The organism is Gordonia sp. NPDC003504, from assembly GCF_053587995.1.
In genome coordinates, this window is sequence record NZ_JBSFPC010000005.1 from 238,536 (window position 1) to 259,735 (window position 21,200).

At 59.5% G+C, this 21,200-nt stretch carries 20 protein-coding genes; 10 read left to right on the forward strand and 10 right to left on the reverse strand.

Annotated elements, in window-relative coordinates:
• Positions 1-45 precede the first annotated feature (45 nt).
• Entirely contained in the window at positions 46-351 is a 306-nt protein-coding gene (locus tag ACWDPV_RS12305; RefSeq protein ID WP_449743181.1) for a helix-turn-helix domain-containing protein, read from the forward strand.
• A gap of 27 nt (positions 352-378) precedes the next feature.
• Here ACWDPV_RS12305 and ACWDPV_RS12310 read toward each other — a convergent pair whose 3' ends face one another.
• From ACWDPV_RS12310 to ACWDPV_RS12350, 9 genes are all read right to left on the reverse strand, one after another.
• Positions 379-1,821 carry a UvrD-helicase domain-containing protein gene (locus tag ACWDPV_RS12310; RefSeq protein WP_449743182.1) on the reverse strand — a complete coding sequence of 481 codons (1,443 nt, stop codon included), beginning with the start codon at positions 1,819-1,821 and terminating at the stop codon, positions 379-381.
• Complete coding sequence (locus tag ACWDPV_RS12315; protein ID WP_449743183.1) at positions 1,818-3,599, reverse strand: AAA family ATPase; 1,782 nt, start codon at positions 3,597-3,599, stop codon at positions 1,818-1,820. The genes ACWDPV_RS12310 and ACWDPV_RS12315 overlap by 4 nt, the downstream gene beginning before the upstream one ends.
• A gap of 3 nt (positions 3,600-3,602) precedes the next feature.
• Entirely contained in the window at positions 3,603-4,331 is a 729-nt protein-coding gene (locus ACWDPV_RS12320; RefSeq protein ID WP_449743184.1) for a M48 family metallopeptidase, read from the reverse strand.
• Positions 4,318-7,416, reverse strand: coding sequence for a type I restriction endonuclease subunit R (locus ACWDPV_RS12325; RefSeq protein WP_449743185.1), 3,099 nt, complete (start codon positions 7,414-7,416; stop codon positions 4,318-4,320). Before ACWDPV_RS12325 ends, ACWDPV_RS12320 begins: the two co-directional genes overlap by 14 nt.
• Positions 7,413-8,513 carry a restriction endonuclease subunit S gene (locus ACWDPV_RS12330; protein WP_449743186.1) on the reverse strand — a complete coding sequence of 367 codons (1,101 nt, stop codon included), beginning with the start codon at positions 8,511-8,513 and terminating at the stop codon, positions 7,413-7,415. Before ACWDPV_RS12330 ends, ACWDPV_RS12325 begins: the two co-directional genes overlap by 4 nt.
• Positions 8,513-10,942: a type I restriction-modification system subunit M gene (locus ACWDPV_RS12335; RefSeq protein ID WP_449743187.1), complete on the reverse strand. Its 2,430-nt coding sequence runs from the start codon at positions 10,940-10,942 to the stop codon at positions 8,513-8,515. The genes ACWDPV_RS12330 and ACWDPV_RS12335 overlap by 1 nt, the downstream gene beginning before the upstream one ends.
• Before the next feature lie 773 nt (positions 10,943-11,715).
• The gene (locus ACWDPV_RS12340; protein ID WP_449743188.1) at positions 11,716-12,555 is read right to left on the reverse strand and encodes a Scr1 family TA system antitoxin-like transcriptional regulator; all 840 of its coding nucleotides are present in this window, start codon (positions 12,553-12,555) and stop codon (positions 11,716-11,718) included.
• A gap of 46 nt (positions 12,556-12,601) precedes the next feature.
• Positions 12,602-13,099 carry a DUF6879 family protein gene (locus ACWDPV_RS12345; protein ID WP_449743189.1) on the reverse strand — a complete coding sequence of 166 codons (498 nt, stop codon included), beginning with the start codon at positions 13,097-13,099 and terminating at the stop codon, positions 12,602-12,604.
• Positions 13,100-13,165: 66 nt separating this feature from the next.
• Positions 13,166-13,363 carry a hypothetical protein gene (locus ACWDPV_RS12350; protein ID WP_449743190.1) on the reverse strand — a complete coding sequence of 66 codons (198 nt, stop codon included), beginning with the start codon at positions 13,361-13,363 and terminating at the stop codon, positions 13,166-13,168.
• 444 nt (positions 13,364-13,807) lie between these two features.
• Between ACWDPV_RS12350 and ACWDPV_RS12355 the strand changes: the two genes are divergently transcribed.
• The 3 genes from ACWDPV_RS12355 to ACWDPV_RS12365 are packed head-to-tail and all read left to right on the forward strand — an operon-like array spanning position 13,808 to position 14,981.
• Entirely contained in the window at positions 13,808-14,152 is a 345-nt protein-coding gene (locus ACWDPV_RS12355; RefSeq protein ID WP_449743191.1) for a hypothetical protein, read from the forward strand.
• Positions 14,152-14,409 (forward strand): hypothetical protein, encoded by a 258-nt coding sequence (locus ACWDPV_RS12360; RefSeq protein WP_449743192.1) that lies wholly within the window; start codon positions 14,152-14,154, stop codon positions 14,407-14,409. The genes ACWDPV_RS12355 and ACWDPV_RS12360 overlap by 1 nt, the downstream gene beginning before the upstream one ends.
• Positions 14,406-14,981: a hypothetical protein gene (locus ACWDPV_RS12365; RefSeq protein WP_449743193.1), complete on the forward strand. Its 576-nt coding sequence runs from the start codon at positions 14,406-14,408 to the stop codon at positions 14,979-14,981. Before ACWDPV_RS12360 ends, ACWDPV_RS12365 begins: the two co-directional genes overlap by 4 nt.
• A gap of 409 nt (positions 14,982-15,390) precedes the next feature.
• On the opposite strand, the gene ACWDPV_RS12370 is transcribed toward ACWDPV_RS12365, so the two are convergent.
• A complete protein-coding gene (locus ACWDPV_RS12370; RefSeq protein WP_449743194.1) occupies positions 15,391-15,669 on the reverse strand; it encodes a hypothetical protein in 279 nt (92 codons plus the stop codon).
• 49 nt (positions 15,670-15,718) lie between these two features.
• Here ACWDPV_RS12370 and ACWDPV_RS12375 point away from each other — a divergent pair, with 49 nt between their 5' ends.
• The 6 genes from ACWDPV_RS12375 to ACWDPV_RS12400 all read left to right on the forward strand — a co-directional run bounded on the left by ACWDPV_RS12375 (position 15,719) and on the right by ACWDPV_RS12400 (position 21,194).
• Complete coding sequence (locus tag ACWDPV_RS12375; protein WP_449743195.1) at positions 15,719-17,653, forward strand: type IV secretory system conjugative DNA transfer family protein; 1,935 nt, start codon at positions 15,719-15,721, stop codon at positions 17,651-17,653.
• Positions 17,654-17,775: 122 nt separating this feature from the next.
• Positions 17,776-18,612, forward strand: a complete 837-nt coding sequence (locus ACWDPV_RS12380) for a replication-relaxation family protein (RefSeq protein WP_449743196.1) — start codon at positions 17,776-17,778, stop codon at positions 18,610-18,612.
• Positions 18,609-19,634, forward strand: coding sequence for a DNA-methyltransferase (locus tag ACWDPV_RS12385; protein ID WP_449743197.1), 1,026 nt, complete (start codon positions 18,609-18,611; stop codon positions 19,632-19,634). The genes ACWDPV_RS12380 and ACWDPV_RS12385 overlap by 4 nt, the downstream gene beginning before the upstream one ends.
• Positions 19,631-20,215: an antirestriction protein ArdA gene (locus tag ACWDPV_RS12390; protein WP_449743198.1), complete on the forward strand. Its 585-nt coding sequence runs from the start codon at positions 19,631-19,633 to the stop codon at positions 20,213-20,215. The genes ACWDPV_RS12385 and ACWDPV_RS12390 overlap by 4 nt, the downstream gene beginning before the upstream one ends.
• Before the next feature lie 128 nt (positions 20,216-20,343).
• Positions 20,344-20,613 (forward strand): DNA-binding protein, encoded by a 270-nt coding sequence (locus tag ACWDPV_RS12395; protein WP_449743199.1) that lies wholly within the window; start codon positions 20,344-20,346, stop codon positions 20,611-20,613.
• Between the two features lie 167 nt (positions 20,614-20,780).
• A complete protein-coding gene (locus ACWDPV_RS12400; RefSeq protein WP_449743200.1) occupies positions 20,781-21,194 on the forward strand; it encodes a helix-turn-helix domain-containing protein in 414 nt (137 codons plus the stop codon).
• The last annotated feature ends 6 nt before the right edge of the window (positions 21,195-21,200 follow it).

The following is a 21,200-nucleotide window of genomic DNA, read 5'->3' on the forward strand; positions in this document are numbered from 1 at the left end:
GAAGCGCGCAACCCGGATCGGTGATGTCCGAATGACCCGGCTCGCATGGCAAAAAATTCGGCCCCCGATCGCGTGACGATCGGGGGCCGAATCTATGTGGTAGTCCTCGCTGGCGCCAAGGCCAACACCCCAAGATCTGCCGTTCGGCGTCCTGAACAGGCAAAACCGAAACATCGACGTCTCCGGTCGCGAATCACAGAGCAGCTACGAAGCGACGTGGTACGGCTTTACGAGGACGGCATGACGAGTCGAGCGGTTGCCGGGGAGGTTGGGATCGGACGGACGACGGTGCTGAACATCCTCAAGCGGGAAGGTGTCGAGATTCGCCCGCATGGCGTGCACTATCCGTAACACGCCATCGGTCGGTCGCCAGTCACATCAACGCCCCTTCTTCGTCTCCGTGACCGTGATCTGCGAGCTTGGACCGATAATCGTCAGACTCTTCCGCGCTCGGCTAAGAGCGACGTAGAGATTGCAGGCATCAGCGATGTCTGCAATGTTCGCGATGATGACGTGGTCGTACTCAAGTCCCTTGATGAGAACGGTCCGAGAGACCACACGTAGTTGGCTTTGCCGGCCGCCGTGGCGCACCCGCTCGCGGACACGCACAAGTTCGGCAAACATGTCCCGCTCCATATCGATTGCACACGCCTCGATGACCTTCGTCATGTCGTGCCATGCCTCGCGGGAATGTAGCTGCGCCTCTCTTGCAAGACGGATCTCATCCATAGCCTTGGCAAGCACACCAAGCTCCGGCGACGACTGGACTCGGTCGATTGCGACTAGCGTCTTCTCAACACCTGGACGCTTGAGCGTCGCCGTCGGTTGGCCCTTGGCAAGTCGACCCAGAACACCCTTGTCGAGCTTGCCATAGCCGGTAAAACAATCCTTTGCGGTAGTTGTCAGCCATGTCGCGTAGTCGCATGGGCTCAGGTCCGCAAGGCAACCGAGCAGCTTCGCCATGAATCTGCCGCCCATCTCCTCCATAGCGACATACCCGTACCCAGACAGACGTGCGGCGGCCGCACGTGCAGAATGCAAATGAGGTGCTGTGATGACGACGACACTCTCACTATCACCCCGACGTTGACGAGCAGCGTTGACGAGTTCAAAGCCTGCACTTGTCTTTTGAACGAAGGTTACGCCGTTCGGGAGTCCATTGCTCAGATCGAGCATGTTGCCCGCGACGAGTTGAGGTCTCAGAGAGAGAAGCCAAGCACCAAGATCTTCGTTGTGGTCCTGCCAGCGCCTCGGAACCTGAGTCGTCGGGAAGTTCGGGAACTCGGGTAGCACATCGGTAGCCCAGTCGACAATCGGATCCGCAAATCCAAATATGCCTTGTAATCGGTCACCGAAGACAGCTGTCTGGGGAATCGCCGCCTTGAGCGCACACACCAGGTCATGTTGACTGGTTGAGCAGTCCTGGTATTCATCGACTAGCGCGTGGGTATAGCTGAGACTGAAGACATCTCGGATGTGCTGCCGTTGGAGCACTGCGATGGAGCCTCGGATGTACTCCTCAGAGCGGCTAAGGTCAACCGTCTCGGGAACATCGAATCCGGCATGGGACGAGTATGCGCCGACAAGCTCTATGGCGAAACTCGTAAGTGTTGCAACGTGGTACGCGCCAGGAGCGATATCAAACTCGCGGAGCTTGGAACTCATTGCATGAACACCTGCGACTGTATGGGTAAGCACGAGCACTCGGCCGCCCTCACTTGCAACGCAGCGGACTGTGTCGGCCAGGGTCCAAGTCTTGCCACTTCCCGCCGCGAGCTCTACTGAGGCTGGCAAACTGTCGAGAAGACGTGGGGCGCTCACGCCGTGGTCTCACTCGTCGGTACTTGCCCCTCCTCAGCAGCTGTCACTCGCACGGTGTAGATCGCTGCTCGAAGCGCGTTGACCTTGGCAAGTTCATCTGAACCCTCCAGATGCTCAGCGGCCATCAAGTGCGTCGCCAGATCGCGTCCACGGTGTACCTGCTTGAACCAGCTTTTCTTACTGGCAACCTTCGCGACGAGCTCACGCGATTGGCTGAGGGTGTAGCCAGAGCTTGTCCAATTTCCAACATCCAGATCACTAAGATCGCTCGGCAATCCGAAGTTCTTGAGGTGTGTGAGGAAGTTGACCGCTCCGTCTTCGGGATGTTCAGAAAGGTCGATGCCGAGTTGGATGAGCGCGGTCAGGCCGTCAGTGTCGAGAACCTCGCAGAGTGCGCGCTCAAGATTGAAGTCATCGCGCCAGCGGACTACGGCTGCGCGTTGCCGGATAGCGAAGGCGTCACCTCTGGTATTGACCTCGTCGACGTCGCTGTCGAGGAGCAGGGTGACTTCATAACCCAAGTCATCCAGTATCTCGCCACGCGTGACAGTCTCTGAGCCCCTTCCTTCGACGGCGACAACACCGAGTGCTGCGCTGACGGGGTTGCCCTTCTTGGCAGCTTCGGTATCCCACCGATCCAGGAGGCCTAGCAAGAGGCCGTACTCGGTCTTCCCCTCACCGATTGCAATTCTCCGCGCGAGGAACGCTTCCGGCGATGCCCGGAGCAACTTCTGGATTTCCTCCTCACCCGCTTCAAGGCATTTCACCTCGACACGGCCGCCGCCGACCGTGCGAACGACGGCGAGATCCTCAGCGGCGAGGTGCCTCAGGACGGTCGGCGAGTGAGTGGTGACGAACACCTGGCCTGGAATGTCCGCGCGGCGGAGTTGCGCGAGCAGGTTTACCAAGCGGTGAGGCTCAAGTCCATACTCGATCTCATCGACAAGGAGGAACGCCTTGCCGTCGTGCGCTAGCTGCTGCGCAGCGATACCGGCGAGACGTCGGGTTCCAAGGCCATAGTTCGTAAGCGGAACCTCGCCTTCGTACAGCGCAAGATTTCCTGATGAGTTCGAGAGTGACTGATCGAGACCCGGCTTCAAGGCACGAAACTCGCCACTACCTAGGTCATGCATCTTGTCTTGGATGGACTTGGTTAGTTGCTCAAGTTCATCTGGGATCGAGTCTGCAACAGCTACTCGGGTGGTGCGACTCGCCTCGACGAGCATCCTTGCGGCACCGCTCTTAGTCTCGGTGAGTCGGCCAAGTGCAGATGTCTTGGTCCAGCGCAGATGTGCATCGATGCGTTCGTCCACCTTGTAGGTACCGATGAGACGACGTGTGGCCGAGCTGACGGTTGCTTGCTCCGAACCCTTCTCAGGCCGGAAGACCGTCCACTTCGGCTCCAGCTCATCGTCGACCGCGAGGCATATCGTCACGCACGGTTCGTGGTCATCATCGGGGTCTTGGTGAAGTTCACCGGCGCCGTCCAACCCATTTAGATGCAGGCCAAGCACGCTATGCTGACGAAGTTCTGGAGGCAGATCCGCAAGCGTTACTCGTATCGAAATCGCCCGTGTCACGTCCGCCTGATAAAAATCTGTGTCCGTGAACGACAGGTTCCATCGCTCGCTCAGCGCCATGTCGATGGCAGACAGAATGCTCGACTTCGTACTGTCACCTGGGCCGATTAGCGCCAAGAATCGGCGACCCGCAGGAATCTTCCAGGTCAGGTCTCTGATACCTCGGAAGTTCTGAATGTCGATACGTCGAATCTGCATCAGCTATTCGCCCCTCCACTGCTCGTCAGACAGAGGTGCTGCATTGAGTTGATCCCGCCGACTTCGCCAATCCGGCAGATACTGGTCCATCAACGTCGCGAACCGCTCGCCGTGGTTCCGCTCGAAGTAGTGCGTCATCTCGTGGACAACGATGTATTCGAGGCAATCGGGGTGTTTCTTGGCGAGTTCGACGTTGAGCCAGATGTGTCGGGTTTCGCGGTTGCATGACCCCCACTTGGTCTTCATGCGTCGAATCGACCACTTGGGGACGGTGACGCCCAGTTTCTCTTCCCAGGTGGTAATCAGATCGGGTACAGCATGTCGCAGCTGTTCGCGGTACCACTGGTCGAGGTAGCTACGCCGCTTCTCAGCATCCGTCTCAGGTGGCACGTATAGGACGAGCCGATCACCTTCTGGCTCGAAGTGCGCACGACCCGGCCGCTCAACAACCTTCAGACGCTTACGAACACCCCAGGTGTAGTGACTTTCACCTGTCGTCATCTCCCGTTCGGTCTGACGAGGTGCGGCCTTGAGTTGTTCGCGCTGGCGCTTGATCCACGGAAGCCGCTGGATGACGGCCAGACGCACCTGATCGTCGTCGAGCCGTTTCGGCGCCGCGACCCGGACGCGGCCGAGGGGTGGATAAACGCCGATATGTAGGTTCTTGATGTCCTTGTAAATCACGTCGACATCGATGCCCCGGATGCTGAGGTATGCGCTAGCGGTACTCATCGCGAGCCTTCACTAGGTTGAACACCTCGTCGAGTTTGTCGTCGCTGTACTCGTCGGGCAGGGTCCGGCGCAGCGCACGCTTCACAACCTTTTCCTTGAGCGGATTACCGACCCACGCATCGGGCTTCGTCGTTCGCACGGCTTCGTCCAGACTGCGTGCGATCTCGATGTCGGGCCAGGTGAAGTCAACAAGCGCCTTGCGTGCACCGTCGTTTACCCAGTCGGGGTAGCTGTGACCGGTACCTTCGCCGGTGCCGAGCTTCTTGGCGGCTTCCAACAGCTTGGCCAGATACGCCTGATAGTCGATGGCCTGTTGGCGGCGCTCTTCGATGATGGCGTCGAGCAGTTCGCTCATCTTGTCGTAATACTTCGGGTTCATGGCATGCTCGTCGATGATCACTTTGCGCATGTTGTTGGTGATCGTCGCTGCGACCGCTTCGGGGTCCTTCTTGATCCCGGCTGGCAGCTTGTCGATGGCGCCCGCACCAAGCTTGACGATCAGATCGACCAGGCCGGTGTTCTCGAACTCGGACACGACTTCGCTGGCGTCGGCACGGATGTAGGTGTCGAGCAGGTAGCGCATCCCGGCTTCGTACTGCTTGAAGTCGATGTCTTCGCCCGCGCCGAGCTTCACCTCGGCACGTACATCGATGTAGTGCGCAATCTCTTTCTTGATGGCCGCAGCCTCGGCTTCGCTGTAGCCGGCGTCGGTCATCTCGTTGGCGAGGTTACTGTAGGCGCGCGATACCGCGGATACCGCTTTGTACAGTTCGACGCGCTTCGGCTCGTTGGCCTTGAGTTGCTCGGCATTGCCCTGATCCATGGCACAGAAGTACTGCTGATATTGCAGCGTGCCCTTCGGCGGTGCGACGGGCTCGACGAGTGCACGTATGCGTTCGAGTGCGTCGTCGAGGTCCTCGCGCGACTTCTCGATGCGATCGCTCAGGAGGCCGTCGATGTCCTTCTTTTCGTAGCCATCGAGGGCACCTGAGGTGTAGTCGGTGATGGCGTCTTCGAGTGAGTTGAACAGGTCCTGGTAGTCGACGATGTAACCGTAGTCCTTGTCCTCGCCATCCAGTCGGTTGACGCGGCAGATCGCCTGAAACAGGCCATGATCGCGCATCTTTTTGTCGATGTAGAGGTAGGTGGCACTCGGTGCGTCGAAGCCTGTCAGGAGCTTGTCGACCACAATGAGGAGCCTCATCTGACCTGGATGCTTGACGAACTGCTCTTTGACTTCCTTCTCGAACTGCTCGACCTTACTCATCGCGGCATCTTCGGACTCGCCGAAGTAATCGGCCAGCATGCGACGGTAGATGTCGTACTGGCGTAGCTTCTCGGTCTTGCCTTCGCCAGAGTTTTCCTTGGAGATGTCGCTGGCGTTCGGGGTGTAACTGGTGACGATCGCGCACTTGCCCTTGAGGTCGGTGGCGTTGAACAGCTCATAGAACTTGCAGGCTTGGTAGATCGACGAGCCGACCAGCATTGCATTGCCGCGATTGTCCATGAGGCGGGGCTTGGTCTCCATGTCCATCAGGATGTCGCCGACGATTTGGCGAGCGCGCGGCTCGCTGGACACGACCTTCTGCATCGTGCCCCAGCGCTTCTTGAGTTCGGCCTTCGACAGGTCGGTCATGCCTTTTGTCTTGGCTTCGAACCACTTGTCGACCTTGTCGGGCGAGGTGAGGTCTTGGTCGATGTTGCGAGCCTCGTAGCGCAGGTCAAGCACCACGCCGTCCTCGACGGCTTCGTCGAACTTGTAGGTGTGGATGAACGAGCCGAAGGTCTCGATGCTGGTGGCCTTGTCCGCCTTCAAGAGTGGTGTGCCTGTGAAGCCGATGAACATGGCTCCGGGGAGCAGTTCTTTCATGGCGGTGTGCATCTTGCCCGACTGCGTGCGGTGCGCCTCGTCGACGAAGACGAAGATGTTGCCCTTGGCCTTGAAGTCTTTCGGGATCGTGGCGTTGAGCTCTTTGATGAAGTCCGCGGTCGCATCATCATCGTCGCCTGCGTCCGTGTCTGCCCCACGAAACTTGTGCACCAGCGAGCAGATCAGCCACTCATCGGATGCGTTGAGGGTGCCGATCAGGTCTGAGCCGCTCTTAGTGCGGTAGATCTGCTCGTTGACACCGTTGAACACACCTTCGATCTGGTCGTCCAACTCGGTGCGGTCGGTGATCAGCAGAACCCTCGCATCGTCCTGATGTTCCCGAATCCACTTGGCCAGCCACACCATCGTCAAGCTCTTGCCCGAGCCCTGCGTGTGCCAGATGATGCCGCCCTCACGCTTGGCGATCCGCTCCTGAGCGGCTTTCACACCGAAGTACTGGTTGTGGCGCGGACCTTTCTTCACGCCAGCGTCGAACACGATGAAGTCGTGGATGAGTTCTAGGATGCGATCCTTGCTGCACAGTTGCAGCAGCGCGCGGTCGAGCGGGTCCTCGACGTCCGAGGGCTCCTTCCACTCCAGCCAGTACTTCTCAGGGGTGTCGATCACGCCGTAGCGCAGTCCTTCAACATCGTTGCCGGCGAAGACGAACTGAACCGTCGAGAAGAACGAGCGGATGAACTGCTTGTCCTGGTTGCCAATCGTCTGCCGAATACCCTCAGAGACAGCCACTTTCGATCGCTTGAGCTCCAATGTTCCCAGTGCGAGACCGTTCACATAGAACACGATGTCAGGGCGCTTGGTGTGCTCCCCGGCGATCGTGACCTCTTCGGCTACCGCGAAGTGATTCGCCTCAGGCGTGGCCCAGTCGACGAGCCAGACAGTCTCGAAGTTCTCGCCAGCACCCGGCTGCACCTTCACGCCGTAGCGAAGCAGACTGTAGACATCTTTGTTGGCTTCGTACAGATCGTGACCAGCACCCACGGCCGCAGCTTTGTCGAGCTTGTCGAGAGCCCGATTAATCAGATTGTCGTCGTAGCCCCGAGCTTTGAGGTTCTGAATAAGCAACTGCCGCTCAATATTTGAGTTCCCTGCGCGACCTTCCCAGTTGCCGAGACACTCGTAGTCAAGCTGCTCGCGGAACAGCCTAACGACGCGATCCTGTGCCTTGCGCTCGACCTGGCCAACATCGCTCATGCCGAAACCTCCACAGGCAAGCGGGTGCGGCCCGTCAGGAGCTGCTGCATCATGCCGGTCTTGATGGTGCGCGCTTTTGCGAGTCGATTTTCGAGTACCGCCACCTCTGACTCTGCATCATCTAGAACTCCCACGAGTGCATCCTGCTCGTCGCGGTAAGGCAGTCGTAAAACGAAGTTCTTGAACGTCGGAAGACGGAGCGAGTCGACCGTGGCCTTGACGCTGTTCTCCATTGCGTGATCGCCAAAGTACTGACGCATGAAGTAATAGATAAATCTCCCATTCACATCGGCCGCGAAATTGCTGATCTTGTACACACGTTGGTGCACCTCGAACTTCCCGTTCACGTAATGAAAGATCGATCCGATGCCACCCTCACCAGGCACGAGAATGGCTTCGCAGTCGTACGAGTAGGAGTCAATACGCTCGACAGTCGCAGATCTGACGAAGAACGGATACCGTCCACCCGCCTTTTTATCTTGGTTGTTTCTGGAGCCGGTCTTGATTCGGGCCACTTCACCAAGAGATCCCTCATGCCACAAACCCGTGAAGCCAGGCAGGCGGGTGCGGCCGGTCAGGAGCTGCTGCATCATGCCCTGCTTGATCGCCTGCTTCTTGACAATGAGGCGTTCGAGGGTGGCGATCAGATCGTCCGCGTCGTCGATTACTTGAGCTATGCGGTCCTGTTCGGCTCGGCCAGGCACCGGGACCTGCATCCCTGCGATAGTCTCCATGCGAACGGAGTCAACTGATGACTTGGCGGTCAGCGACTCGATGCGTGCAAGAAAATTCCGGCTAAATTGGTGGAAGAAGTATCTCCCAGATACGTCAGATCGGAAGTTACTGATTCGATAGACCCTCTGGTGATAGTCAAACTTGCCGTCGATGTAGTGGAAAACCTTGCCGGTACCAACACCATCGCCGGCGGTCAGCACAGCCTCACCGTCAAACGACCAAGAGTCGATGCGCTCGACCTTCTGACTCCTGACAAAGAAGGGATACTTGCCACTATCGATGCGGTCCTTGGTGTCTTTGGCCCCGGTTCCAATCGACGCGAACGACCGAATCTCTTCTTCAGTCCACGGTGCAAGTGTCATCACTGAACCCCCATCGCGGCGAGATGGTTGGCGACTTTGGCTTCGAGCTTCTCCAGCTCAGTGTCGAGGTCGTTCACAGTCTCGGCATACCGTTCACCGAGCTGCTGAATCCGCGCAACCAATTCGAGCGTGAGCGCTTCGACCTCGCCCGCGATTCTATGCACGACAGTTGCGTGCCATTTGTCATCGACCACCAGCGTCTTGATCTCATCCTCAGTCAAATCGCCGTACTTCTTAAGGGTCGCAAGATCGAGTTCCGCCTGGGCGTCCTTGACTGCCTTCTTTCCGGCGGCTTCGGAGCTGTATAGCTTAGTGGCGTGCTGTAGTGCCTGAATCTCGTCGGGGTCGCCGCCCCGTTTGATGCTCTTGAGCCGCGCCGCGACAAGCGCTTTGGTGATCTTGTCGTCGTCCATGGCTTCGGCGAGCAGTCCGTCTTCGGCGGCGTGTTCTTCGACGTACTCCTCGACGGCGCGCGTAGCTTCCTCGGCCGCGACCGTGAGCGCGTCGACCTTGGCCCGTTCGTCAGTGAAATAGCGCGCGACGATGAGTGCTGGCGGGATGAGGTCCATCTTGTACTTCTGAGCGTACTTGCCAGAGCCGATGGTGAGGTCAGGTTCCTCGGTGAGTTTGCGCTCTTTGTCATTGATCGTCAGTCGCGGCTTCGCTGCCCCCGTCCAGCCGTCGGCCATGATCAGGTACACGTCGTCGTGCATCTGAGCGTGCCAGTAGGTCATGAGCTGCTCGTATGCGTCGTACTCGTCGAGCAACGGTACAGGCTTGAAGCGCTCCAGCAGGTCGTCACCGATCGTGGCGATGAGATCGTTGGGCTTGGTGTCAGCATCGATTGTGGCTAGATCGTCTCGATGCGCGTCGAACCAGTCGGTCGTGATCGATCGGGCCTCATCGGCGAGTTTCTGGAACTCAGGCGAGTCGAGGATTGCCTGCTGCACTTCCCTGACGTCAAGGGTCAGGTCGCTATAGCCTGTGCGGATCGATTTGAAGAGTTGCGCGCGTAGCTGCGGAAACGCCTGCCAGTAATCGTCGAGCAGGTCGAGGTCACGATCCGGGATGCCGCCGTGCAGGTGTGCGTGCAAGTCCTGTAGATCTTCGGGCTCGGAGGAGTCGATGTAGCGCGGGATGTTGAGGTTGTAGTCGTTCTTCGGGTCGGCGATCTCGCTCATCGGCACCATGCGCGAGTAGCGCTCGATCTCACGCTGGTTGTTGAACGTGTCGACGATCTTGTGGATGTCCTGGCTGCGCAGGCGGTTCTTGTTGCCGTCCTTGATGAAGCCCTTGGACGCGTCAATCATGAACACACCGGTACGTCCGACCGCGTTCTCCTTGTCGAGGATGACGATGCAGGCCGGGATGCCGGTGCCGTAGAACAGGTTGGCGGGCAGACCGATGATGCCTTTGATGAACCCATGCTGCAGGAGGCGTTTGCGGATGCCGGCTTCTGCGTGTCCGCGGAAGAGGACGCCGTGCGGCAGGATGATCGCGCCCTTGCCGGTGCTCTTGAGTGATGTCAGCGCGTGCAGCAGGAACGCGTAGTCGCCATTCTTCTCAGGCGGTCGGCCGTACTCGAAGCGGCTGTAGTCGTTCTCGAGGCCGTTGTTCCAGGACTTGACCGAGAACGGCGGGTTCATGACTACGAAGTCGAAGGTCTTGAGGTGACTCCCCGCCGCCGTCTGCGGGCTCGTGATGGTGTCGCCCTTGTAGATCTCGGCGATCTCGTTGCCGTGCAGGATCATGTTCATCCTGGAGAGTGCCCAGGTGGCGTTGTCCTTCTCCTGGCCGTAGACCGACATGCCGCGTGGTGCCTCGGCTGCCGCCTTGAGCAGCAGCGAGCCAGAACCACAGGCCGGGTCGTAGACAGTCTGATCCTGGCGGGTCTGCGTGCCGATGCCGACGACCTTGGCGAGGATGCGCGAGACCTCGGCCGGGGTGTAAAACTGGCCCTTGCTCTTGCCGGACTCCGTGGCGAAGTGACGCATGAGGTACTCGTAGGCGTCGCCGAGCAGGTCATCGCCCTCGGCTCGGGAGCCTCGGAAGTCGAGGTCGTTGAAGATCGTGACCAGCTTGGAGAGGCGATCGACCATCTCTTTACCCTTGCCGAGCTTCTCCTCGTCGTTGAAGCTCGCGATGTCGATCACGTTGACGAGGCCGTTGGCCTGCGCCAGTGCACCGACGATCTTGTCGAACCTGTCGCCGATGTCGGGCTTACCCTTCACAGCCAACATGTCGTCGAACGAGCCGCCTTCGGGAACGTCGATCAGGCTGGCTGAATCCGCCTTCGCCTTGTCGGAGACGTACTTCACGAACAGCAGAGTGAGGATGTAGTCCTTGTACTGCGAGGCATCCATGCCGCCTCGAAGCTGGTCGCAACTTGCCCACAGGGATGAGTAGAGGTCCGACTTCTTGAGTGCCACAGCTGGTCTACCTTTGTTTTCTCCAGGCATATGCTGATGCCATTTTACCATTAGTTCGAACAAATGTGCGAACAATCGCGCTCGTGGCGCGCCACCGTATGAACAGCATGCCAAACCTGTCCGACATCTTCGGGCAGACACGGCTCGCGTCTGGGCTAGTGATACCAGCAGAGCTCACCCTGCTGCCTCAACCGCGGACCCGCGACCATCGGAGATCCATCCGATTGGGTGACAAGCGAAGATCAAAGTCCGGAGGTAAAATCCGTTCGACAACACGGAAGCGGAAGCTCGTGTGCACAATCTTGCTATAGACCTGTTGACCTTCAATGAAAGGTGTTTCGACCCGTGGCTCAAACAACGTTCGAGTACCGTACCTCACTCTCAGTAAACCAACTAAGAGACATATTCGGACGCGTCCTGAACCGCGCCAACATTAAAGAGCTGCGCCACAATTCACTGAGCGGCGAGCCAGACATTGGAATCCTTGCCGAACAACGATGGTCAATGCGCGGACCAAACTTTGGCACCGGGCTAGCAGCAGCACAAGTCATTGTTTTCAACAACGGCGAATTTCGCACAGTAACACTGAACGCTATGACGAATAGAGCGTCCGATCATCTCGCTGCTGGAATAAGCGGAAACCCGACCAGTCTTGTTTCTGCAAAATCGAGTCGCAAGATGGTTTCGGCGCTCGAAAGCGCATTGGTCACGACAGACCGAAACGCGAGGCGCTTGAACTAGATTTCAGAGCATAGCGGACGTCTGCTTCTCATCTACTCGCTCACACCGGCATCGTCGAATCGCGCGATTGCCTTTTCAATCATTGAACGCGACGCGTCTTCGTCTTCAGCTGCCTCAAATATCGACTTGAACACTCTTTCATATGATTCGATTACTCGCGCATCACTTGACGATATTTCCCGGTCTACGCACTCCGCCGATACATACCTATTGTCCATGAGTACGAAGGGTCCCGAAATTTCCGCCGTCACTGGTGCAGTGCCTCTTAAAACTTGAACTCTGATATTGGTCCGGTACGATTCGCGGAGAGTGTAATCTAGCTGATGACGGAGCGACTCGCACCCTACGGTCGATGAGGGATGTGGTGAATACAGCGCGCATTCGTCGACAACAAGCACAAAGTGCTTACTTCGATCGCTAAGAGCATACCCTCGAGCCACCCTGGCGTTGGCGGCCCGATCAGCTTGCGAGTGATTAAGACCCAGACTGATATAAATCCCATATGCATAGTCGTAAACTTGGACTATTCCCGGAAAAACGGACCGGCTGTAGCAGCGAAACATTCTAGCCGATTCAGTCAACTGAGCTAGTTGACGCTGCTTTGCGTCGACACCCGTAGCGTGAATGAAAGCGAAAGAGTTTTCGTCAAGCTGACATATGTCGTACTGTCGTCGGGCGGTCTGGCGCTCTTCAGCTGTTGCCCCGATGGCCTCAAGAAGAACTACGACATCAGACCATTCGAGCAGAGGCAGCTGTCCGTTCTCAACTTTCGACAGCGTCGGCTGTGTGAACCTTCTACTCGTGCCGACTTTGGTGTTTTCGACAATGTCCTTCATCGTGATGCCATGCGCTTTTCTAATCTCACGAAGCATCTGACCGAGAAAGATTCGAGCAGTCGGTATTTGAGATTCTCTACTATCAGAACTCAATACTGCGCGATTCGTTGAAGACCTTCCGCACTTGGTCAATCATTTGACGGTAATCATCTGCAGGAAAGTTCTTCATCCCGATCACTGCACCGGATTCGTCGTAGTCAAGCACCTGGATATACTTGTCGTCGAAGAGCCAGAAATCAGGAAACCTGCCGTCTATTTTGTTTCGTTCACACACCCTGATGTCCTCGCCAGCTAACACGCCAGGACGATAGCCGGCTTCAAGTTCGTATCGCTCGTAATCCGAGTTCGGGATCGAAACAGCCCTAAGGCGTTTAACCGAAATTCCGCTCTCCGTCATATCAGCAACCTCCTGAGACCACGAAGTTCGGTCGTTTTGTTCGACCTTACCTGTCTGAATGAACTCACGAAAACGTTCGTCGAATTCGTTTGACCCGTAGGAAGGAAGGCCTTCGAATCGAAAAGCTTCGCGTGTCACGGAATCCCAAGGATCAATATCAACAGCGTCAGAACTCAAAATCATCCTCCCTATTTTACACAAAAAAGATGGTGGACCACCAAACATGAGGTCCACCATCTTTCGACGGTTTCAGAGTTTCATTTTCCGAAACAGTTCGACTGGAATAGCGACAGCAAGCTCACCACTGGGCAACTTCTCCGTGAAGAGATTCGTCGCATCGTATCCCTGTACGACGATCGTCTCATCGTCCTTGCGATAGATCGTTGGGCAGTGCTTCCCCTCGCACCCGTCCGTGTGCGCGACCACCTTCATTCCGTCGATCTCCACCCTGCCTCCTTCGTTTCGGGATCGTGACACCAGACTACGAGCCCCAGACGTTCACTGTCGCGATATTCCTACGTTCGGAATATCTCGTGATGTTATGCACACTCCCCCGAGGCTGCACGCCGAAGCATTCGGGCATGGTGCATGTACTCGCCAACCGATCGATCACGCCTCCATAGTTGAGTCACGCCGAGCATCGCGGATGCCAAAACGAAATGGAGGCAACACATGTCGTCGTTCCACTACCTCGATCCCAAGCCCGATACGCATACCGGGCGCGGGGGACTCTGCGTGTCGTGCAGGTGCACCCGTGTTGGCGAGCGGGTCTGCATCAGGGACGAGCAGGTTCGCCTTTCAGCCAAAGCCGAGTATCCGGAGAAATCGGCCTCGTAGCAGCCTCCACCAGTCAACAAGCGTCAGAGAATCACACCCCAAGGAGCAGTACACATGTCCTCTATGGAGCCTTACAACCAATCTCTCGTCCCGAGCCGCTCAATCTCCGGCGGCCGACTGTCCCGTCAGACCGGCCGTGACCTCGCGACGATCAACTACTCAACCGAGATCAGCACCGCACGTGTGGCGGCAGCCGGTGAGGTTCAGCAGGCACGGATCGATGCCGTTGCTCGCGCTGGTGCGTACGCAATGCAGCAGGTCGCGCTGGTGTCGCAGATGCAGCAACAGCTTGCACTGGCGGCGCCGGCCGCGTCCGGCGATCTCGACTTCATCAAGACCATGACCGTTGTCGGCATCGGCCAGATCGTCGCCGACACGAGCAGGGCGGTGAACCGGTGATGACCACGCTAGTGATCATCCTGGCGGCCATCGCCACGATCTTGGCGATCCTCTACCTCGTCGGCTTCCTTATCGACATCTTCGACGAGTCCGACCGCCAGATCGAGATTGCCCGCGTCAATCGGGAACGTCGGCAGGCCGAGGCAAAGATCAACCGTCTCACCTCGTCGGCGATTCAGCAGATGACGAAAGCGGCCGCACCGCACGGCGTCTTCTGCCAGTGCGCACGGTGCGTCGGGCGAGGAGGTCAGAAATGACCGACACAACACCCGATCTCGCGGTTGCGACACTCGGAGTTCAGTCCGACTACATCTGTACCGAAGAGATTGATCAGGCCAGGCGGAGGCTGACACGCTGGGTCTTCGCCACCGCGACCGCGAAGGTGCGGGAATGCGGCTTCGCCTGGACGCCACGGCCGGACGCGCCGTCGACTTATCCGGAGTTGTGCGCTGCATACTCCCGCTCGGCGCAGTCGGGCGGGTCGATGCCGGTGTCGTCGGAGAACTCGGCCTCGGTCATCCTGACTTCGCCCGATGCCAACTTCGCCTGGCGCTTCGTGCACGACATAGCACACGTTGAACGCGGTCTCAGCTTCTCGCTGCCCGACGAGTACGAGCTGGCATTGTGGCACCTGTCCGAACTGGAGCGAGACGGGTTCGGCACTGACAGCTTCGAGTATGCCTTCCTGAAGGCCGACACGCTCGGCCAGGTGATCATCAACGCGGTAGCGCGTCGGTTCCCGACCGATCAGGAGCTGTTCGACCTCGAATGTCAGCTGTACGGGTTCGAGCAGGGCATCCTTCGCGAGATCCGCCGGGAGTCGTCGTGAGTGGCGACCCCGGCGGGCTCGGGGGCCGGCTGCTCAACGCCTGCATCGCAATATTCGTCAGCGCCGCGGCGCTCTACGGTGCCATTTACATCCTGCAAGCGATCTGGGTTCCGCTCTGCATCACCATCGCGACCGTCGCCATTGTCGGAGGATCTTGTTCACTCATTTATCGACATTTTCGACGCTGGTAGTTCGGATTCGACCGAGTTCCAGCCGGTGTTGTGGAATGCGCTGGACATATTGACCGCTGCATTCGTGCAGCTCATAGTAAGGGCATGGCCGCTGCATAAATGCAGCACACCAATTGCCATTCAAATCACCAGTTAACCACCGAAAGGAGGGTGTATTTACTATGTCCAAAAAACATTCACGCACATCGCAACCGCTAAAGCGTGGCAGGAATCGGCACCTACGGATTCGCGGCCAACTTCGCTCCGACCCAGATCTGGGGCGGATTGCCCGCACGGTGGTTGCCATCGCCGTCGCCCAAGCCGAGAAGGAAGCGCAGGAAGAGGCCGAACGCCGCGCGGAGCGCCAGGAGACTGGCGATGAATGAGGCCAACCGTCTGGTCTTCGTCACGTTGTCGATCCCCGCTCCGCTCGCGATCGAGGCCGCGCACGCCGCCGTCGTCGCATTGGCGGGACTCAGCGGGCAGCCACAGATCGTCATCGAGGCGCTCGGCAGCAATCGTCAAGTGCGGTGGCGGATCGGGATGCCGATGCGCCGCCGCCACCAGGTGATCGAGGCACTGCGGACTCATCTTCCGGGTCTTGTCGTCGACGATCCCAAGCCGCTTGCAGTCGGGCCGCGGGCCGATGTCGCGGCGAAGATCCGCGTCCGGTCACGGTCTGCGGTCGGGGGGGCGCTCGCTCACGAATCCACTGAATCTGTCACGCGAGGGCTCCTCGGTGCTCTCGCGATCGCCGGACAGCATGAGCGCGTCTACCTTCAAGTGTTGCTCGGACCACGCAAGACCCCTCAGCTCCCGCCCCACCAACTACGCGGCGGTGACCGCACACTCGCCACAGCCAAGCTCCGCGAGTTTCGGTTCGGGTGCGTCATCCGTGTCGCGGCAACAGCCGCAGATGACGACCGAGCCAGACGCCTGGCGGATCGTGCCATCGCCGCGGTTCGCGGATTGAACGCACCGAGCGCCCAGCTCACCGCCACCCGCGTGGCTCCTACGTCATTCGACCGCGCCCGCGCACCGTGGTTCTGGACGACGGCGCTGAGCGTCAGTGAGGTCGTGGCGCTGACGGCCTGGCCCATCACTCACCGCGACGCCGCACCGCTTCCCGGCGTGCCATCGCGACACCCGAAGCTACTCCCCACCTCAGCAAATACGCCGAAAGAGGGCCGCATAGTTGGGGTTTCGACCGCACAGCCAGAGCGACCAATCGCCATCTCGGTTCGCGATTCACTCTCCGGAATTGCCATCACCGGCCCAACCGGCGTCGGTAAATCGAACCTGCTCGGCCAATTTGCTCTGGCCGATATCGTGGCGGGGCGCGGACTTGTCGTGATCGACCCCAAGGGCGACCTGATCGACGACATCCTGCAGCGCGCCGACGAATCTCGACTCGATGACATAGCCATTGTCGACGCCACCGATCCCGCACCGATCGGCATCAACGGGCTGGTCGGCTCGACTGATCCCGATCTCGCTGCCGACACGATCCTCGGCGTGTTCCATTCACTGTGGGCCGACGCTTGGGGTCCTCGCACTCAAGACGTCCTGCACGCGAGCCTGCTGACGCTCGCCCGGCGCGGTGACGCTTCGATCGCGATGTTGCCGCTGCTGCTCACCAATCCCGGCTTTCGACGCTCGATCGTTGGCCGGGTAACCCGCGAAGACCCGATGGGCCTCGGCGGATTCTGGGCGTGGTGGGAAGGACTCAGCGAGAACGAACAAGCTCAGGCCACCGCACCCCTACTGCGCCGAGTTCGTCCGATCCTGCTCCGTCCGGGCCTACGTGGCATTCTCGGCCAGCGGCGTCCGAAGTTCGATCTCTCCGACGTATTCACCAAACGCCGCATCCTGCTGGTCAGTCTGGAGAAGGGCAAGATCGGCCCCGAAGCTGCCGCCTTGCTCGGTTCCCTGATCGTCTCGCAGCTATGGACCGCGACCCTCGCCCGGGCCTCACAGCCACCAAAGTCGCGGCACCCGGTCACGATCCTGATCGACGAAGTCCAGGACTACCTCCGGCTCCCCGGCGATATCGGTGACGCACTGGCTCAAGCACGCGGGCTCGGCGTCGGCTACACCCTGGCGCACCAGCACCTCGGCCAGTTACCGAAGTCGATCCGCGAAGCCGTCACCGCAAACGCCAGAACGCGTATCGCCTTTCAACTCAGCCACCCCGATGCCCGCGAGTTCGCCAATCTCACCAGCGGCCAGCTCGAACCCGCCGACTTCGAAGCGCTGCCCGCATACCAGGCGTACGCCCAAATCCTGCACCAGAACACGCCCGGCCCATGGGTCAGTGCCACCACCACGAAGATGCCCGACCCCGTCCGGTCGGCCGAGTCAATCCGACGACGCTCCCGCGAGCGCTACGGCCAGCCGCTCAGTGACGTCGAAGCCGATTTGCTGTCGCTCACCGAACGCCGATCCCCCCGCGAATCCTTCGGCCGCACCAAGCGATCCGACACAGAAGGGGGTGCATCATGACCAGCTACACCCCAGGACAGGGCATTCCATCCGCTATTCCGGCCGGCTCATCCGCCACATCATCGTCGTCGCAGGTCAGTCGCGAATTCGTGCGCGGTCGGGGGACGAATACTCCGCCGACGATGTCGACGGAGAGCGCCCGAGTACTGCAGCCGGACAAGCGACGGCGACGAATCGACCGCGACGAGCTCCGACGTATCAGTGAGGCGATGCCGGAGCGTGACCACGAGGTCCTGCGCCGCATCGACGAGCACCGCTACCTCACCACGCACCAAGTCCAGTCCTTCGCCTTCACCGGTCACGGCAGTACCGACTCGGCCGCCCGCACCACCCGCTACGTCCTGGCACGACTCGAACGTCTGGCCCTGATCCGAGCGCTACCGCGTCGGGTCGGTGGAGTCCGCGCAGGGAGTGCCGCCCGCATCTGGCAACTGGCTCCGGCCGGTGCCCGACTGCTCCGCGACGAGGGTCAGACCTACCGCAGCCATGAACCGTCGCTGCGCTTTCTCCAACACTGCTTGGCGGTCGCCGACGTCCACCTCGGCGTGCGTAATCTGACCGTGCTTGAGGCTGTCGAAGCGACCGACGTGGCGACCGAGCCCAACTCCTGGCGGCGCTACATCGGTCCCGGCGGCGAACGGCGCCTGTTGCAGCCGGACCTTGCCAGTGTCGTTCGGACAAAGGACTACGTCGATCGCTGGTTCATCGAAGTCGACCTCGGCACCGAATCACTCCCGACCGTGCTCAAGAAATGCGGCCAGTACGAGACCTACCGAGCCAGCGGCATCGAGCAGGACGCGCACCACGCCTTCCCGCTGGTGATCTGGATCTTTACGGGCCAGACGCGCGCCGAGAAGGTGAAGTCCTCCATCCTGCGCTCAACACGGCTGACTCCCAACCTGTACCGGGTAACGACGATTGCCGGCTTCGCCGCCAGCGCACAGGAGTGGCTGCAATGAGCGAGCCACCACGAAACCGGGTCCTGACTGGCGATGCGCTCGCACAGTTGAAGACGGTGCCTGACGCCAGCATCGACTGCGTCATCACCAGTCCGCCGTACTTCCGGCTGCGTGACTACGGCCACGACGACCAGCTCGGCCTCGAAACGCACGTCGACGCCTGGGTTACCCAGCTGCGTACCGTGCTCACCGAGTGTGCCCGCGTCCTCGTCTCGACCGGGACTCTGTGGCTCAACCTTGGTGACACCTACAGCACCCACACCAGAGAAGGCGCCGAGCGCAAGAGTTTGCTTCTTGGCCCGGAACGTCTGGCGCTCCAACTGATCGCGGACGGCTGGACAATTCGCAACAAGATCGTCTGGGCCAAGACCAACACAGTCCCATCGAGCGTGCAGGACCGGCTCACTGCCTCGCACGAGGTCATCTTCCTCCTGACACGGTCGCCGCGCTATTACTTCGACCTCGACGAAATTCGCATCCCGCACGTCTCCCGACCACCACGACGGTCACCCCGACCAGCGACCCGCGTCGAGAAAGCGGGACGCGGGCCCAACACCCACAGCGATCGCGGTCTGCTGAATCTCCGAGCCAGCGGACGAGTCGGCCATCCGCTCGGCAAGAACCCCGGTGATGTCTGGGCGATGAGCGTCAGCAACTTCCGCAGCAGCCACATCGCCACCTACCCGGAAGCCCTTGTCCAGCGCATGATTCTGGCTGGCTCTCCACGACTGCGGTGCTCGCACTGCCGAGCACCCTGGATACGACAGCTTGTGCGACGCGGCAATCAGGCACACCGGAGACCACCACGCCCAAGCTGCACCTGTGATGCACCCGCCGAACCCGGTCTCGTCCTCGATCCCTTCATCGGCTCAGGCACCACGGCTGTTGTGGCTGCTCGTACTGGGCGCGACTGGCTCGGAATCGAGATCAACCCCCGGTACGTCGATATCGCCGAACAGCGCATTCGAACCGCCCTGCAGCCCAACACAACTAAACCGACTAAACGAAAGGAGGTGCTATGAACCATGAAGAACACGAACCACATCACGAGGACGAATCAACCCCACAACTCCACCCCCGTATCTGGGTCGGCAGCCTGGCCGACTACAACGCCGGGCGACTCCTGGGCGACTGGCTTGACGCCGCCGCCGACCCAAGCGACCTGCAGCCGGCTGTCGATCGCATCCTGGCCGGATCGCACGAGCCGGACGCCGAGGAATGGGGCATCTTTGACTACGACGACTTCGGTGACTACCAAGTCGGCGAGTACGACTCGCTCGACCAGGTTGCCAACGTCGCTCGCGGCATCGCCGAACATGGCCCCGCGTTCGCCACCTGGGCCGAGATCCACGACGGCAATCCCGACATGCTCGCCCAGTTCGATGACTGCTTCATCGGCACCTACGACTCACCGGCCGAGTGGGCCCGCGAGGTGCTCGAAGGCAGCGGCATCGAGGAGACGCTCGACCGTGAGGTACCTGCCGACCTCCGTGCCTATATCCAGTTCGACTACGACGGATTCGCCCGCGACCTACAGCTCAGTGGCGACGTCCACATCGAGAACGCACCCGACGGCAAGGTCTGGCTCTTCCGGGTGATCTAAGGCAGCCGGTCACCCGTCGTCGAGAGACTGCGGCCGTCCCAGTGAGCAGTCCGCTCACCGGCCGCACCACCTCGAAGACGGTGACCGGGACACCCGGAAACAAACCTTCAGGAAGGAGCAGGAGACTCATGAAAACACTGGCAATTCGTCTCGAAGACGAACAGCACGCTCGCTTGTCGATCCTGGCCAAACTCAGTGGCGTGTCGCTCACGGACACCATCCGTGACGCGATCGAGAACCGCATCGCCACGCTGGCAGCCGATCCCGAGATCGCGGCCAAGGCCGAAGCACTGACCGCCGAGATCGACCGCGAAGCTGCCGAACAGCGCGACGCCATCGCCACCCTGTTCGGCACCAGCAAGCGAGCAACTTCGCGGGGCCGTCAACCCAAGGAGTGAGTCACCCTATCCACAACCGGGGAGTCGGGTCGAGCTGCAGCCAGCAGCTCCCTGACTCCCCACCATCCCTCGACAAATCTGCACAGAGGTAAGGAAAACCTCGCCGATTCTACAACGATTTCAGTACTGCATTTATGCAATTTTGGGAATAAAATAGAAATAAGGAAATGAAGAAATCGGAGATAATCACCATGGCAAATACCACTAACGCAGTCAAACTCGGAATGGCGCTCAAAGAGCGTAGGAACGAGCTCGAGCTGACCATCAAAGAAGTCGCTCGCCGCTCTGGCATGACTGACTCCAACGTCCTGCGTATCGAGCGTGGTGACATCCCCCAGCCGCGGCCAGAGACCTTGAAATCACTGGCAGACGTACTGGGTCTCGAACTCTCCGACTTGTTCAGTCTTGCGGGCTACGTCCAACCGAAAACACTGCCGAGCTTATCTCCCTACCTTCGCAGCAAGTATTCAGATCTCCCGGAATCGGCAGCGAAAGAAATGGAAGCGAGCTTCGCACGAATTGCAGCGAAGCACGGATACGACCCTAGCGGACCGCACGACGGAGAAGACGAAAGAGAATAACCACAG